We start from the raw sequence: 14,735 nt of genomic DNA, 5'->3' as shown, positions 1-14,735 counted from the left end.
TCCCCATCCCCTTCCCGAGGTGAACCCATGAGATCCTCGCGTTCCCACGTCCGGTGGCTGACACTCGGACTGATCGTCGCCCTCATCGTCATCAACTACATCGACCGCAGCGCGGTCAGCTACGCCGTGGACCCGCTCTCCGAGGCCTTCGGCATCAGCAAGTCCCAGTACGGTTTGATCAGCAGCGCGTTCTCCGTCGGCTACATGGTGTTCGCGTTCTGCGCGGGACCGCTGGTGGACCGCTACGGCGCGCGGCGCATCCTGCTGGTGGGTGTGGCCCTCTGGTCGGTGGTCACCGCGGTGACCCCGGTCTCCGGCTCGTTCATCGGGCTGTTCGTGACCCGGGTGATCCTCGGCGCCGGTGAGGGCCCGGGTTTCCCGGCGGCGACCCGCACCGTCAGCCGCTGGCTGCCGCAGAAGGAACGCGGGGTCGCGCTCGCCATGGTCGGCGGGGTCGCCGTGGCCGGCTCGCTGCTGATCGGCGGTCCGCTGGTGACACAGCTGATCGCGGGTGTGGGCTGGCGCGGCATGTTCTGGGTGCTGGCCGTGCTCGGCGCGCTGTGGTTCGCCGCCGCCTGGGTGCTGCTGCGGAACACACCCGAGGAACACAGCCGGGTGTCGGAGTGGGAACGCGCGCACATCGCTGCGGGCCAGCTGGAAGAGGAACGTTCCTCCAAGGGGCGGGTGCACTGGCGTCCCGTGCTCACCAACCGCAATCTGTGGATCATCGCGGTCGGCTACTTCGCCTGGGGCTTCATGTTCTGGGGCTTCATGTACTGGCTGCCCGACTACCTGTCCTCGGAGTACGACCTGAGCATCACCGCCGTCGGCCTGTTCACCGTGGCACCGTGGGCGGCCGGCGTGGTGGGCGCGCTCCTCGGCGGTGTGATCACCGACCGGGTCTTCGCCCGCACCGCCAGTCCCCGCTCCCGGCTGACCATCATGGGCGTGGCCCTGCTGCTCTCCGGCGCCTCCCTCGTCCCGATCGTGGTGGCGCCGTCGCTGACGGTCTCGGTCACGTTCATCTCGGTCGGGGTCGGCCTGGGCTTCATCACCGGCGGCATCTGGTGGGTCGCGGCCATCGACGCGGTGCCCGCGCAGCCCGGTGTCGCGGCCGGGTTCGCCGACGCGGCGTTCGCCCTGTCCGGCATCGTCGCGCCGTCCGTCATGGGCTTCATCGTCTCCTCCACCGGCAGCTTCTCCAGCGGCTTCGTCGTGATGAGCGCCCTGGCGGTGATCGGCGCCGGGTCGATGCTGGTCCTGCCCAAGCGGGACCGGCGCCCGCTGGACACCGCGGCGGGCGGCAGGCCCGACCTGGTGGCGAGCTGAGACCGAGCGATCCGCCGCCCGCCCGGGCGCCCCGTCGCACGCGGGCCTCCCGGGCGGGCTCCGCCGTCTCACCCCCCGCGCCCTGCGTCCTGCCGGCACACGCCCGCACGGCTTTCCGTCCTGCGCGGCGGCCCGGCCGGGTGGCGCGGCACGCCGCCGGGCCACACCGTGGACAGGGGGAGCGCACGTCCCGGCGCTTCCCACGGGCCCAGGGAGAGCACGGGCGTCATGAGCGAGACCATCGCGGGAGTGGACCTCCCGGACACCGCGGCCGCGACACAGGCCGCCTGCTTCCTGCAGGAGACGGGCGACACGCTGCTGTACCACCACTCCCGACGCGTCTTCCTGTTCGCGTCTCTGCACGCGCGAGCCCTCGGCCTCACGCCGGATGCCGAGCTGCTCTACGTGGCGGCGATGTTCCACGACACGGGACTTTCCGCTCCCTTCTCCGCCACTGCCCAGCGCTTCGAGCTCGACGGCGCCGACCACGCACGATCTTTCCTGCTCGAACACGGCTTCCCGGAGAAGGCCGCCGAGGTGGTCTGGTCGGCCGTTGCGCTGCACACCACGCCGGGGATCCCCGCCCGCCTGGGCCCGGAGACGGCGGCGTTGAACGCCGGCGTCCTCACCGACGCGGTCGGCCTGCGCCTGGACGAGCTGGACCGCGACCGGGTGGACGAGATCGTCGCGGCCCACCCGCGCGGCGACGACTTCAAACAGCGGTTCCTGCGCCTGTTCGTCGAGGGGCTCCGGCACCGCCCCGACACCACCTATGGCACGGTCGATGCGGACGTGCTGGAGCACTACGTCCCCGGATTCCGCCGCACCAGCATGGTCGAGCGGGTCCTGAACGCCCCCTGGCCCACCTGACCCGGCACGGCGTCCCGAGCGTCGTGGTGCTGCTGCCGTCGTCCCGGCCGCCGGCCGTCACGCCCCGTCGCCGCACCGGCTCCTTCCGTCGTCGTCGCCGGGGTGGGCGGCCGAGGAGAGCGAGGACGCTGCGTGGTGCCCAAGCGGTGCGGACCGGGCAGCAACGGTCACACCCGGGTGCCGGATGCACAGCAACGATCGGCACGTGCAGGAAACCCGTGCACTTGTGGTCAGTCCTGGGAACCGAGCGCTGCGGTACCAAGACTCGACGTGTGGCGACTACCGAGCGCGAGGACGGCGACTGGAGCATGGACGACCACGGGTGCCACGGCGGCCCGCGTCCGCCGGGAGGCACGGCGACCCCACCCGGTGCCCGGCCTCCCGAGGCGGCACCCTACGAGGGGGTGTGGCGCTTCACCGCGCCCGCCGTCGACGCCTCCGTCCCGCAGGCCCGGCACGCCGTGCGCGACCTGCTGCGGCGCCAGGGCGTGCCCGTCTGCGAGGACCTGGTCCACGGACTGCTACTGATCGTCTCCGAGCTGGTCACCAACGCCGTACGGCACGCGGCGCTGCTGTCGCCGATGCTCGCCGTGGAGGTCGCCGTCGGCCCCGAGTGGCTGCGGGTCTCGGTGGAGGACGACCACCCCTACCGGCCCAGTGCCCTGCACACCGACCACGGGCGCACCGGGGGCCGCGGCCTGCTGCTGGTCCAGGAGATCGCCCGGGAGGCGGGCGGAGTGTGCGGTGTCGAGCACACGGCGAGCGGCGGCAAGGTGATCTGGGCGGCTGTGCCGATCGAGCCCGGCCGCTAGCGGGCGCGGGCCCGTCCGTGTGCCGGGCGCTGCGTCCGTCGCGGCACGGGGGCGCCCGTCCCGGTCGCGCGCACCGGCGGCCCGGGACGGCAGCCGGCCGGGGCTCACCAGCCCGCGGCGGTGCCCGTCAGCTCACGGATCGTCGGCCGGGCGGCGTCCAGCACGGTCATGAACCACGACGAGAACGCGTCCCGGGCGTGCCGCTCGGCCAGCTCCTCGGGGGTCACGAAGGCGGTGTCGCCGACCTCGTCCGGGTCCGGGCGCAGCGGGGCGCGCACCAGACCGACGAACAGGTGGTTGTACTCCTGCTCCACCAGGCCCGACAGCGGATCGGGGTGGTTGTAGCGCACCGTGCCGGCCTCGCGCAGCAGCGCCGGCGAGATCCCCAGCTCCTCGTAGGTGCGCCGGGCCGCTGCCGCGAACGGCGCCTCACCGGGGTAGGGGTGGCCGCAGCAGGTGTTGGACCACACACCGGGGGAGTGGTACTTGCCGAGCGCGCGCTGTTGCAGCAGCAGCCGTCCCTGGTCGTCGAAGAGGAACACCGAGAAGGCCCGGTGCAGGCGGCCCGGCGGCTGATGGGCGGCGAGCTTCTCCGCGGTGCCGATCGTCACGCCGTCCTCGTCGACGAGTTCGAGCAAAATCGCGTCCGCGGTCCCGTTCGACGAGCTGTGCGTCGCGGTGGCAGGTGTGATCGGCATACCCATCCTTCGCATCGGTCCTCGAGCCCCCAAGTCTGCCGTACGAATCCGGCACTCCTGGCGCTTGTCGGCGCACCGCATGTCCCCCACAACCGTGGGCGGCGGCCGTCGCCGGCCGGGTGCCGCGTGAAGGGACCCGGTAGCCGATCGTGCCCGATGCGGTTGCGGAGGAACCCTCCGGGTCCCCTTCCGGGGCGCCGGCGGGCTCGGCCGGGTGTGCGCCTCAGTGGCACAGACCCGCCTCGTGCTCGGCATGCCCGCCGGGCTCCAGCTGGAACGTGCAGTGCTCCACGTCGAAGTGGCCGCGCAGGCAGTCCTGCAGCTCGTGCAGCAGCTTCTCGTGGCCGACGGCGCTGAGCACCTCCGAGCTGACGACGACGTGGGCGGACAGTACCGGAAGCCCCGAGGTGATGGTCCACACGTGCAGGTCGTGCACGTCCTCTACCCCGTCCAGGGCCAGCATGTGCGCCCGGACCGCGGCCATGTCGACGTTCTTCGGGGCCGCCTCCAGCAGCACGTCCAGGGTCTCACGCAGCAGCTTGACCGTGCGCGGGACGATCAGCAGGGCGATCGCGAGCGAGGCGGCCGGGTCGGCGGCCTGCCAGCCGGTGAGCAGGATCACCGCCGCCGAGACCATCACCGCCAGCGAACCGAGGGCGTCCGAGGCCACCTCCAGAAAGGCCCCGCGCACATTCAGGCTCTCCCGCTGGCCGCGCATCAGCAGCGACAGCGACACCGAGTTCGCCACCAGGCCGGCCAGACCGAACCAGATCATCAGCGCACCGTCGGTGCCGGCCGGGGAGAGGAACCGCTCGACGGCCTCGAACAGGACGTACCCGCCGACACCGAGCAGCAGCAGACAGTTGGCCAGCGCGGCCAGGATCTCGGCCCGGGCGTAGCCGAAGGTGCGGTTGCGGGTCGCCGGACGGTTCGCGAAGTGGATGGCCAGCAGCGCCATGCCGAGGCCGAGAGCGTCCGTGGCCATGTGGGCGGCGTCCGCGACCAGAGCGAGCGAGTCCGCGAGCACACCGCCCGCGATCTCCGCCGCCATCACGCAGAGGGTGATCACCAGCGCGGCACGCAGCGTGCCGCGGTGTGCCGCCGCAGCGGTGCCGTGCAGACCGTGCGCGTGCCCGTGGTCGTGACCGGCCCCCATGTGTCCGACCGCCCTCCTGTGCTTTCGCCGGAGTCACAGTGAACTACGGGGGCACGGGATCGGGCAACGCGGCACTGAACACCGTTGTCATATCTTCTGACCTGCGGAAACGAAGCGCAGGTCAGGGCCGTGCGGGACAGGAGAGGCGCACGCCGCGCCCACCGCCCGTGGCGTGGCCGGCCGGACTCCGGCGGACCGTCGGCGCCCGGACCGCCCGGCACGGCCGGAACGGTCGTATGCGGGGAATGTTCGGATCTGATCCGTAGTTTGTGGCCCGGCGCTCCGATCACCCATGATGATCGCGGCGCAGGCTGCGGCGGGGGCGGCCGGCTCGCGGACGGGCGGTGAACGCGGACGTCCCGGCATCCGATAGCCTCTGCCGACATGCCGCCGGGCGCTCGTGGCAGGCGGCAGCCCACCATGCACATGACCGACGCGTCAGGCGTCGTCACCAGGGAGTGAGTACGGTTGTCGACCGCCATCCTCACCGGCCAGCCGGTCCCCGGATCGTCGATCGAGGACGATCTGCGGTCCCTGGGCTTCGACGTGCGCCGGGCCGCGGACGCCGCCGAGGCCGAGACCCTGCTCGCCCAGGTGCCCGGTGACCAGCGCGTCGCCGTCGTCGACGCCGCATTCGTCGGTCACCTGCACGCCCTGCGGCTGGGCCTGACCGACCCCCGTTTCCCGCTGGCCGCCGTGCCCGGCGCGGTGACCGCGCAGAAGGCCGGCCGGCAGGTGCTCACCCGGGCGATGGCCCGCGAGACCTCCGCCGGCACCGGGACCTCACCCGGCCTCGCGGCCGGGCAGGGCGGTGCCACCACCACGGCCGGCTGCCTGGCCGACCGCATCGCCGCCGAGCTGGAGGCGGACGGCGCCGAGGTGCACCGCCCCGAGCTGGGCAGCCTGGTCGCCGTCGTCCCCACCGACCCGCAGGAGCGCAACGAGGCACGGCAGGCCGTGGCCGCCGTCGACGACGAGGCGATCCGGCTGAAGTCGGCGGTCAAGGCCCGCGACGGCTTCTTCACCACGTTCTGCATCAGCCCCTACTCGCGCTACATCGCCCGCTGGTGCGCCCGCCGCGGCCTGACCCCCAACCAGGTCACCACGGCCTCCCTGCTCACCGCGCTCGTGGCGGCCGCCTGCGCCGCCACCGGCACCCGCGGCGGTTTCGTCGCCGCCGGCGTGCTGCTGATCGCCTCGTTCGTCCTCGACTGCACCGACGGGCAGCTCGCCCGCTACTCGCTGCAGTACTCCACGCTCGGCGCCTGGCTGGACGCCACCTTCGACCGCGCCAAGGAGTACGCCTACTACGCCGGCCTCGCCCTCGGCGCCGCCCGGGGCGGCGACGACGTGTGGGCCCTCGCCCTGGGCGCCATGGTCCTGCAGACCTGCCGGCACGTGGTCGACTTCTCCTTCAACGAGTCCAACCACGACGCCACCGCCAACACCAGCCCCACCGCCGCCCTGTCCGACCGGCTCGACAGCGTCGGCTGGACCGTGTGGGCGCGCCGGATGATCGTCCTGCCCATCGGTGAGCGCTGGGCGCTGATCGCCGTGTTCACCGCGGCCACCACCCCGCGCATCACCTTCTGCGTGCTGCTCGTCGGCTGCGCCATAGCCGCCGCCTACACCACGGCGGGCCGGCTGCTGCGCTCGGTCACCCGCAAGGCCACCCGCACCGACCGCGCCGCACGGGCGCTGGCCGACCTCGCCGACCGGGGACCGCTCGCCGAGGTCCTGGCGCGGATCGTGCGCGGGCCCGCCCGCCGCCTGCCCGGCATCGCCGCCCCCGCCCTCGCCCTGCTCGGCGGCCTCGCCGTCGTCGTGCCCGCCGCGCTGGCCGGCTTCGGCAGCCGCTGGGTCGTCGCCGGCGCGCTGGTCCACGTCGTCACCTCGGCGCTCGCCGTCGCCCGCCCGCTCAAGGGCGCACTGGACTGGCTGGTCCCGCCGTTCTTCCGCGCCGCCGAGTACGGCACGATCCTGGCGCTCGCCGCCCACGCCGGCGTGCACGGTGCGCTTCCGGCGGCCTACGGGCTGGTGGCGGCCGTCGCCTACCATCACTACGACACGGTGTACCGCATCCGGGGCAGCGCCGGGGCACCGCCTGCCGGCCTGGTGCGCGCGATCGGCGGTCAGGAGGGCCGGACGCTGCTCGTGGCGGTGCTCGCCGCACTGCTCACCGCTGTTCAGTTCAAGGTCGCGCTCACGGCGCTCGCCGTGCTCGTGGCCGTGCTGGTGCTCGCCGAGAGCATCCGCTTCTGGGTGGTCTCTCACCTGAGGGGCGAGCCCGCCGTACACGACGAAGGAGAACCCGCATGATCGGCCTCGTGCTGGCGGCTGGTGCCGGACGGCGCCTGCGCCCCTACACCGACACCCTGCCCAAGGCGCTGGTGCCGGTGGGGCCCGAGGGCGCGGAGGACGGCCTCACCGTCCTCGACCTGACCCTCGGCAACTTCGCCGAGGTCGGCCTGACCGAGGCCGCGATCATCGTGGGCTACCGCAAGGAGGCCGTGTACGAGCGCAAGGACGCGCTGGAGAAGAAGTACGGCCTGAAGCTCACGCTGATCGACAACGACAAGGCCGAGGAGTGGAACAACGCCTACTCCCTGTGGTGCGGCCGCGACGTGCTGAAGGAGGGCGTCCTCCTCGCCAACGGCGACACCGTCCACCCGGTCTCCGTCGAGAAGACCCTGCTGGCCGCCCGCGGCGACGGCAAGAAGATCATCCTCGCGCTGGACACCGTCAAGCAGCTCGCCGACGAGGAGATGAAGGTCGTCGCCGAGCCCGGCAAGGGCGTCCGGAGGATCACCAAGCTGATGGACCCGGCACAGGCCACCGGCGAGTACATCGGCGTCACCCTGATCGAGGGCGAGGCGGCCGCGGATCTGGCCGACGCGCTGAAGGCCACCTTCGAGCGCGACCCGCAGCTGTACTACGAGGACGGCTACCAGGAGCTGGTCGACCGCGGCTTCACGATCGACGTGGCGCCGATCGGCGACGTCGAGTGGGTGGAGATCGACAACCACGACGACCTCGCCAAAGGCCGGGAGATCGCGTGCCGGTACTGACCCGCCTCATCCCCTCCCCGGTCGCCGTCGACATCCGCGCGGGCGCTCTGAACGACCTCGCGAGCGTCCTCGCCGACGAACGCGTGTCGCAGTCCGGGCGGCTGGCCGTCGCGGTCAGCGGCGGCTCCGGGGCCCGGCTGCGGGAGCGGATCGCTCCCTCGCTGCCGGGCGCGAGCTGGTACGAGGTGGGCGGCGGCACCCTCGACGACGCGGTGCGGCTGGCCGGGCAGATCAAGTCCGGCCGTTACGACGCCGTCGTCGGCCTGGGCGGTGGCAAGATCATCGACTGTGCCAAGTTCGCCGCAGCGCGGGTCGGGCTCCCCTTGGTGGCCGTGCCCACCAACCTGGCCCACGACGGCCTGTGCTCCCCGGTGGCCACCCTGGACAACGACGCGGGGCGCGGCTCCTACGGGGTGCCGAACCCGATCGCGGTGGTCATCGACCTGGACGTGATCCGTCAGGCCCCGGCGCGCTTCGTGCGCTCGGGCATCGGCGACGTGGTGTCGAACATCTCCGCGATCGCCGACTGGGAGCTGTCCCAGCGCGTCAACGGAGAGAAGGTCGACGGCCTGGCCGCGGCCATGGCCCGCCAGGCCGGCGAGGCCGTGCTGCGACACCCCGGTGGCATCGCCGACCAGGACTTCCTGCAGGTGCTCGCCGAGGCGCTGGTCCTCACCGGCATCGCGATGTCCATCTCCGGCGACTCCCGCCCCTCCTCCGGTGCCTGCCACGAGATCAGCCACTCCTTCGACCTGCTGTACCCGCAGCGGGCCGCGAGCCATGGCGAGCAGGTGGGCCTCGGCGCGGCCTTCGCCATGCACCTGCGCGGGGCCCACGAGCAGTCGGCCCTGATCGCCGGGGTACTGCGCCGGCACGGGCTGCCGGTGCTGCCGGAGGAGATCGGCTTCAGCGCCGAGGAGTTCGTCCGGGTCGTGGAGTTCGCTCCCGAGACCCGGCCCGGCCGCTACACGATTCTCGAACACCTCGACCTCACGACCGAGCAGATCAAGGACATCTACGCCGACTATGTCAAGGCCATCGGTAGCTGAACTGAGACCGGTCGTCCACCCCGCCGGGGTCAAGGACCGGCGCAGCGGGGAGCACTGGGCGGGACGCCTGTACATGCGCGAGGTGTCCTTGCGCGTCAGCCGCCTTCTGGTGGGCACCAGGGTCACGCCCAACCAGCTCACCTACCTGATGACCCTGTTCGGCGTGCTGGCCGCCCCGGCCCTGCTCGTGCCCGGGATCCCCGGCGCGGTGCTCGGCGTGGTCGCTGTCCAGCTGTACCTGCTGCTGGACTGCGTCGACGGGGAAGTGGCCCGCTGGAAGCAGCAGTTCTCCCTCAACGGGGTCTACCTCGACCGGGTCGGGGCCTATCTGACGGACGCCGCCGTGCTGGTCGGCCTCGGCCTGCGCGCCGCCGACCTGTGGGGGCCCGGACGGACCCACTGGGTGTGGGCCTTCCTCGGCACGCTGGCCGCGCTCGGCGCGATCCTGATCAAGGCCGAGACCGATCTGGTCGGCGTCGCCCGCCACCAGGCCGGGCTGCCGCCGGTGAAGGAGGCCGCCGCCGAGCCGCGCTCGTCCAAGGTGGCCCTGGCCCGGCGCGCCGCCGCCGCGCTGAAGTTCCACCGGCTGATCCTCGGCATCGAGGCCTCGCTGCTGATCCTGGTCCTCGCCGTCGTCGACCAGGTCCGGGGCGATCTGTTCTTCACCAGGCTCGGCACCGCGGTGCTCGCCGCGATCGCGCTGCTGCAGACGCTGCTGCACCTGGTGTCCGTCCTCGCCTCCAGCAGGCTGCGGTGAGCGGGGCCATGAAGGTCGGCGCGGTCGTCATCACCATGGGCAACCGTCCCGACGAGCTGCGTGCCCTGCTGAAGTCGGTGGCCGAGCAGGAGGGCGACCCGATCGAGGTGGTCGTCGTCGGCAACGGCGCGCCCGTGCCGGAGGTCCCCGAGGGCGTCCGCACCATCGAGCTGCCCGAGAACCTGGGCATCCCCGGCGGCCGCAACGTCGGCATCGAGGCCTTCGGACCGGCCGGCCGGGACGTCGACGTCCTGCTGTTCCTCGACGACGACGGCCTGCTCGCCCGCACCGACACCGCCGAGCTGTGCCGGAAGGCCTTCGCCGAGGACGACCGGCTCGGGATCATCAGCTTCCGCATCGCCGACCCGGACACCGGCCTCACCCAGCGCCGTCACGTGCCGCGGCTGCGCGCCTCGGATCCGATGCGCTCCTCGCGGGTCACCACCTTCCTCGGTGGCGCGAACGCCGTGCGCACGAAGGTCTTCGCCGAGGTCGGCACCCTGCCCGGCGACTTCTTCTACGCGCACGAGGAGACCGACCTCGCCTGGCGCGCCCTGGACGCGGGCTGGATGATCGACTACCGGGCCGACATGGTGCTGCACCATCCCACGACCGCGCCCTCGCGGCACGCGGTCTACCACCGCATGGTCGCCCGCAACCGGGTCTGGCTGGCCCGGCGCAACCTGCCGGCCGTGCTCGTCCCCGTCTACCTGGGGGTCTGGCTGCTGCTCACACTGCTCCGCCGGCCCTCGCGTCCCGCCCTGAAGGCCTGGTTCGGCGGTTTCAAGGAGGGCTGGACGACACCCTGCGGGCCACGCCGCCCCATGAAGTGGCGTACGGTGTGGCGGCTCACCCGGCTGGGCCGACCGCCGGTGATCTGACAAGCTCGTTCCCGGAGCGCCCGGCCGCCCGGCCGGCGCTCGTGGCATGCCCGTACAGTCGCACAGGCTTGCGCATCAAGACGAAAGTATCCACTTGTGAGTGAGACAAGGCATGACGGCGGCGTCGCCCTCGGCGCGGCACCGCCGCCCGACGAGGGGCTCGACGCGGCCCGGCTCGCCGCCAAGTACGGGCTGGCCGTCAGCGGTGCCCGGCCCCCGCTCAAGGAGTACGTACGTCAGCTGTGGGGGCGGCGCCACTTCATCCTGGCCTTCTCCCAGGCGAAACTGACCGCCCAGTACAGCCAGGCCAAGCTGGGCCAGCTCTGGCAGGTGGTCACGCCCCTGCTCAACGCGGCGGTGTACTACTTCATCTTCGGCGTCATCCTCAAGGCCGACCGAGGACTGGACCGCAGCACCTACGTCCCGTTCCTGGTGACGGGTGTGTTCGTGTTCACCTTCACCCAGAGCTCCGTCATGGCCGGTGTGCGCGCCATCTCGGGCAACCTCGGCCTGGTGCGGGCGCTGCACTTCCCCCGGGCCTCCCTGCCGATCTCGTTCGCGCTGCAGCAGCTCCAGCAGCTGCTGTTCTCGATGATCGTGGTGTTCGTCGTCGCGGTCGGCTTCGGCAGCTTCCCGCGCCTGTCGTGGGTGCTGATCGTCCCGGCGCTGGTGCTGCAGTTCCTGTTCAACTCCGGCCTGGCGCTGATCATGGCCCGGCTGGGCGCCAGGACCCCGGACCTGGCCCAGCTGATGCCCTTCGTGATGCGTACCTGGATGTACGCCTCCGGGGTGATGTTCTCCATCAACGAGATGCTCGCCGACAAGCCGGAGTGGCTGGTCCGCCTGCTGCAGGTGAACCCCGCCGCGGTCTACATGGACCTGGTGCGGTTCGCCCTGCTGGACGGCTACGGCCGCGAGCATCTGCCCCCGCACGTGTGGGCCGTGGCCCTGGGCTGGGCCCTGGTGATCTTCGTCGGCGGCTTCGTGTACTTCTGGAAGGCGGAGGAGAGGTACGGCCGTGGATGAGAACGACTCCCGCCAGGGCGGCGGCGGGGAGCGGACCCCCACCGTCATCGCCGACGATCTGCACATCGTCTACCGCGTCAACGGCGCCGCCGGCGGCAAGGGCAGCGCCACCGCCGCCCTCAGCCGGATCCTCCGGCGGGGCTCGAGTGACGCGGCGCGCGGGGTGCGCAAGGTCCACGCCGTGCGCGGGGTGTCCTTCGTGGCCTACCGCGGCGAGGCGATCGGCCTGATCGGCTCCAACGGCTCCGGCAAGTCGACCCTGCTGCGGGCCATCGCGGGCCTGCTGCCGGCCGAGAAGGGCAAGGTGTACACGGACGGGCAGCCTTCCCTGCTCGGGGTGAACGCCGCGCTGATGAACGACCTGACCGGCGAGCGGAACGTCATCCTCGGCGGTCTGGCCATGGGCATGTCCCGCGAGGAGATCAAGGCCCGCTACCAGGAGATCGTCGACTTCTCCGGCATCAACGACAAGGGCGACTTCATCTCCCTGCCGATGCGGACCTACTCCTCCGGCATGGCCGCCCGGCTGCGGTTCTCCATCGCCGCCGCCAAGGACCACGACGTGCTGATGATCGACGAGGCGCTGGCAACCGGCGACCGCGCCTTCCAGAAGCGCTCCGAGGCCCGCATCCGCGAGCTGCGCAAGCAGGCGGGCACCGTGTTCCTCGTCAGCCACAACAACAAGTCGATCCGCGACACCTGCAACCGTGTGCTGTGGCTGGAGCGCGGGGAGCTGCGCATGGACGGCCCCACCGACGAGGTCCTCAAGGAGTACGAGAAGTTCACCAACAGGTAGCCGCAGGCAGCGGCCCGCCTCGCCGCCCGGGGCCCCACCGGACACGTGTACCGGTGGGGCCCCGCGTCTTCGTAACGGATAGGTCACCATAGGCAAACGTGTCGGGAAGTCAAGGAATCTTGAAAGGGGGCAGTGTGTTGTTGTGATGTGCAGGACACCCCCCGGAAAACGGCTGCGTTGTACAGCGTAAGCTGGTCCGGTCCCGGAAAACGGCAAGTGGGGAGATAATGCGCGACACTCTGCGCCAGGGCGCCCCGCGGACCGCTGGGCGGCGTGTCCGAAACAGTGTGTATCGGGTCGGCAGTGTAGAACGGGAGATGTGACGGCAATGGCTACGGAAACTCCCCAGCTCAACGCAGCATGTGCCGTCCTCGCCCCGGGCAGCGGACGATGACCCCGACTGCGACGGCGCGCGATGCGGAACGCGCCACCCTCGACAAGGCCGCGGGCGAGAACTTCCCCGTGGCGCCGTTCTTCCTGCCCCGCGCCTGGCGTGACGATCTCATGGCCGTCTACGGCTACGCGCGCCTCGTCGACGACATCGGCGACGGCGACCTGGCCCCCGGCGGCACCGACGCCCGGCTGCTCGGGGTCCCGTCCGACCGGGCCGGCGACCGGCTGGTGATGCTCGACGCCCTCGAGGCCGATCTGCGCCGGGTCTTCGACGGCACCCCGCGCCACCCGCTGCTGCGCCGGCTGCAGCCGACCGTGCGGCGGTGCGGGCTGACCCCTCAGCCGTTCCTCGGCCTGATCGCCGCCAACCGGCAGGACCAGCTCGTCAGCCGGTACGAGACCTGGGACGACCTCCTCGCCTACTGCGAGCTGTCCGCCAACCCGGTCGGCCGCCTCGTCCTCGCCGTCACCGGAACCTCGACCCCCGAACGGATCCGCCGGTCCGACGCGATCTGCACCGCGCTGCAGATCGTCGAACACCTGCAGGACGTCGCGGAAGACCTCGGCCGCGACCGCATCTATCTGCCCGCCGAGGACATGAAACGCTTCCACGTCCAGGAGACGGATCTCGCCACGCCCACCGCGAGCGCGTCGGTGCGCGCACTGGTTGCGTTCGAAGCGCAACGCGCCCGCGACCTGCTGAATGAAGGCGCCCCCCTGGTGGGTAGCGTCCACGGCAGACTGAAGCTGCTGCTCGCAGGGTTCGTGGCGGGGGGAAGGGCGGCCATCGACGCGATCGCCGCCGCCGAATACGACGTACTTCCCGGCCCGCCCAAGCCAGGCAAGGTCCAGTTGCTGCGCGAGGTGGGCGTGACTCTGCGAGGAGAGGGGTGATCCGGGCCGTGGAGTCGGAACAGCACGTGTCCGCACCGGTACTCGCCGCCTACAGCTACTGCGAGGCCGTCACCGGGCAGCAGGCCCGCAACTTCGCGTACGGCATCCGGCTGCTGCCGACGCCCAAGCGCCGTGCGATGTCGGCGCTGTACGCGTTCTCCCGGCGGGTCGACGACATCGGCGACGGCTCGCTGGCGGACGAGGTGAAGATCGCCAAGCTCCAGGACACCCGGGCGCTGCTCGCCCGCATCCGTGAGGGCGCGGTGGAGGAGGACGACACCGACCCCGTGGCCGTCGCCCTCGCGCACGCCGCCCGGCACTTCCCCATCCCGCTCGGCGGTCTGGACGAGCTGATCGACGGCGTGCTGATGGACGTGCGCGGCGAGACCTACGAGACCTGGGACGACCTGAAGGTCTACTGCCGCTGCGTGGCCGGGGCCATCGGACGGCTCTCCCTCGGCGTGTTCGGCACCGAGCCCGGCGCACGTGACGCCGAACGCGCCCCTGAGTACGCGGACACCCTGGGGCTCGCCCTGCAGCTGACCAACATCCTGCGCGACGTCCGCGAGGACGCCCTGGGCGGCCGTACCTACCTGCCCTCCGAGGATCTGGCCAAGTTCGGCTGCTCCGCCGGCTTCCAGGGGCCCCGGCCCCCGGAGGGATCCGACTTCGCCGGGCTGGTCCAGTTCGAGGTGCGGCGGGCCCGGGCGCTGTTCGCCGAGGGCTACCAGCTGCTGCCCATGCTCGACCGGCGCAGCGGCGCCTGCGTGGCCGCGATGGCCGGCATCTACCGCCGTCTGCTGGACCGCATCGCCCGCGATCCCGAGGCCGTGCTGCGCGGCCGGGTCTCGCTGCCCGGCCCGGAGAAGGCCTACGTCGCCGTGCGCGGCCTGTCCGGCCTGGACGCCCGGAACGTGAGCCGACAGCAGGCCGTCAGGAGGCGCGTGTGACGGTTGATCCGACGACGACACCGCCCGCGGGCGGCCGCGGGCGGACAACCCCGCGG

Annotated in this window: 14 protein-coding genes; 12 read left to right on the top strand and 2 right to left on the bottom strand. The window is 72.0% G+C overall.

The genetic code is table 11. From position 1 onward, the window contains the following. The first annotated feature begins 27 nt into the window (after positions 1-27). The 3 genes from OG899_RS02605 (at position 28) to OG899_RS02595 (ending at position 3,011) form a co-directional block, all read left to right on the top strand. Positions 28-1,329: an MFS transporter gene (locus OG899_RS02605; protein WP_125497511.1), complete on the top strand. Its 1,302-nt coding sequence runs from the start codon at positions 28-30 to the stop codon at positions 1,327-1,329. Between the two features lie 228 nt (positions 1,330-1,557). Continuing rightward, positions 1,558-2,199, top strand: a complete 642-nt coding sequence (locus tag OG899_RS02600) for an HD domain-containing protein (RefSeq protein ID WP_168132098.1) — start codon at positions 1,558-1,560, stop codon at positions 2,197-2,199. A 308-nt stretch (positions 2,200-2,507) separates the two neighbouring features. After that, positions 2,508-3,011, top strand: a complete 504-nt coding sequence (locus OG899_RS02595; RefSeq protein ID WP_125497555.1) for an ATP-binding protein — start codon at positions 2,508-2,510, stop codon at positions 3,009-3,011. A 104-nt stretch (positions 3,012-3,115) separates the two neighbouring features. Here OG899_RS02595 and idi read toward each other — a convergent pair whose 3' ends face one another. Then, the gene (gene idi / locus OG899_RS02590) at positions 3,116-3,709 is read right to left on the bottom strand and encodes an isopentenyl-diphosphate Delta-isomerase (RefSeq protein ID WP_125497510.1); all 594 of its coding nucleotides are present in this window, start codon (positions 3,707-3,709) and stop codon (positions 3,116-3,118) included. Positions 3,710-3,932: 223 nt separating this feature from the next. Then, the gene (locus OG899_RS02585; RefSeq protein ID WP_125497509.1) at positions 3,933-4,865 is read right to left on the bottom strand and encodes a cation diffusion facilitator family transporter; all 933 of its coding nucleotides are present in this window, start codon (positions 4,863-4,865) and stop codon (positions 3,933-3,935) included. 468 nt (positions 4,866-5,333) lie between these two features. On the opposite strand from OG899_RS02585, the gene OG899_RS02580 reads away from it, so the two are divergent. The 9 genes from OG899_RS02580 (at position 5,334) to hpnD (ending at position 14,679) form a co-directional block, all read left to right on the top strand. Next, complete coding sequence (locus tag OG899_RS02580) at positions 5,334-7,184, top strand: DUF5941 domain-containing protein (protein ID WP_125497508.1); 1,851 nt, start codon at positions 5,334-5,336, stop codon at positions 7,182-7,184. After that, complete coding sequence (locus OG899_RS02575; protein WP_125497507.1) at positions 7,181-7,933, top strand: sugar phosphate nucleotidyltransferase; 753 nt, start codon at positions 7,181-7,183, stop codon at positions 7,931-7,933. The genes OG899_RS02580 and OG899_RS02575 overlap by 4 nt, the downstream gene beginning before the upstream one ends. Continuing rightward, positions 7,921-8,982, top strand: coding sequence for an iron-containing alcohol dehydrogenase family protein (locus OG899_RS02570; protein ID WP_125497506.1), 1,062 nt, complete (start codon positions 7,921-7,923; stop codon positions 8,980-8,982). The genes OG899_RS02575 and OG899_RS02570 overlap by 13 nt, the downstream gene beginning before the upstream one ends. Then, entirely contained in the window at positions 8,960-9,739 is a 780-nt protein-coding gene (locus OG899_RS02565) for a CDP-alcohol phosphatidyltransferase family protein (protein ID WP_125497505.1), read from the top strand. The genes OG899_RS02570 and OG899_RS02565 overlap by 23 nt, the downstream gene beginning before the upstream one ends. Before the next feature lie 8 nt (positions 9,740-9,747). Beyond that, positions 9,748-10,620 carry a glycosyltransferase family 2 protein gene (locus OG899_RS02560; RefSeq protein WP_125497554.1) on the top strand — a complete coding sequence of 291 codons (873 nt, stop codon included), beginning with the start codon at positions 9,748-9,750 and terminating at the stop codon, positions 10,618-10,620. 96 nt (positions 10,621-10,716) lie between these two features. Then, positions 10,717-11,646 (top strand): ABC transporter permease, encoded by a 930-nt coding sequence (locus OG899_RS02555; protein ID WP_125497504.1) that lies wholly within the window; start codon positions 10,717-10,719, stop codon positions 11,644-11,646. Continuing rightward, the gene (locus OG899_RS02550) at positions 11,639-12,442 is read left to right on the top strand and encodes an ABC transporter ATP-binding protein (RefSeq protein WP_168132097.1); all 804 of its coding nucleotides are present in this window, start codon (positions 11,639-11,641) and stop codon (positions 12,440-12,442) included. Before OG899_RS02555 ends, OG899_RS02550 begins: the two co-directional genes overlap by 8 nt. A 390-nt stretch (positions 12,443-12,832) precedes the next feature. Next, positions 12,833-13,729 carry a squalene synthase HpnC gene (gene hpnC / locus OG899_RS02545; protein ID WP_125497502.1) on the top strand — a complete coding sequence of 299 codons (897 nt, stop codon included), beginning with the start codon at positions 12,833-12,835 and terminating at the stop codon, positions 13,727-13,729. Continuing rightward, a complete protein-coding gene (gene hpnD / locus OG899_RS02540; RefSeq protein WP_168132096.1) occupies positions 13,726-14,679 on the top strand; it encodes a presqualene diphosphate synthase HpnD in 954 nt (317 codons plus the stop codon). Before hpnC ends, hpnD begins: the two co-directional genes overlap by 4 nt. Positions 14,680-14,735: the final 56 nt, after the last annotated feature.

This window comes from Streptomyces thermoviolaceus (assembly GCF_045209695.1).
GTDB lineage: Bacteria > Actinomycetota > Actinomycetes > Streptomycetales > Streptomycetaceae > Streptomyces > Streptomyces thermoviolaceus.
Note: the sequence above shows the minus strand (reverse complement) of the source record. Positions and strands in the feature narration are given on the sequence as shown.

Bases quoted from the DNA above. Each gene is read 5' to 3' on its own strand.
- OG899_RS02595 (WP_125497555.1), top strand. From the start codon at position 2,508: ATGGACGACCACGGGTGCCACGGCGGCCCGCGTCCGCCGGGAGGCACG.
- OG899_RS02575 (WP_125497507.1), top strand. From the start codon at position 7,181: ATGATCGGCCTCGTGCTGGCGGCTGGTGCCGGACGGCGCCTGCGCCCC.
- OG899_RS02605 (WP_125497511.1), top strand. From the start codon at position 28: ATGAGATCCTCGCGTTCCCACGTCCGGTGGCTGACACTCGGACTGATC.
- OG899_RS02565 (WP_125497505.1), top strand. From the start codon at position 8,960: ATGTCAAGGCCATCGGTAGCTGAACTGAGACCGGTCGTCCACCCCGCC.
- OG899_RS02560 (WP_125497554.1), top strand. From the start codon at position 9,748: ATGAAGGTCGGCGCGGTCGTCATCACCATGGGCAACCGTCCCGACGAG.
- OG899_RS02600 (WP_168132098.1), top strand. From the start codon at position 1,558: ATGAGCGAGACCATCGCGGGAGTGGACCTCCCGGACACCGCGGCCGCG.
- OG899_RS02585 (WP_125497509.1), bottom strand. From the start codon at position 4,865: ATGGGGGCCGGTCACGACCACGGGCACGCGCACGGTCTGCACGGCACC.
- hpnC (WP_125497502.1), top strand. From the start codon at position 12,833: ATGACCCCGACTGCGACGGCGCGCGATGCGGAACGCGCCACCCTCGAC.
- idi (WP_125497510.1), bottom strand. From the start codon at position 3,709: ATGCCGATCACACCTGCCACCGCGACGCACAGCTCGTCGAACGGGACC.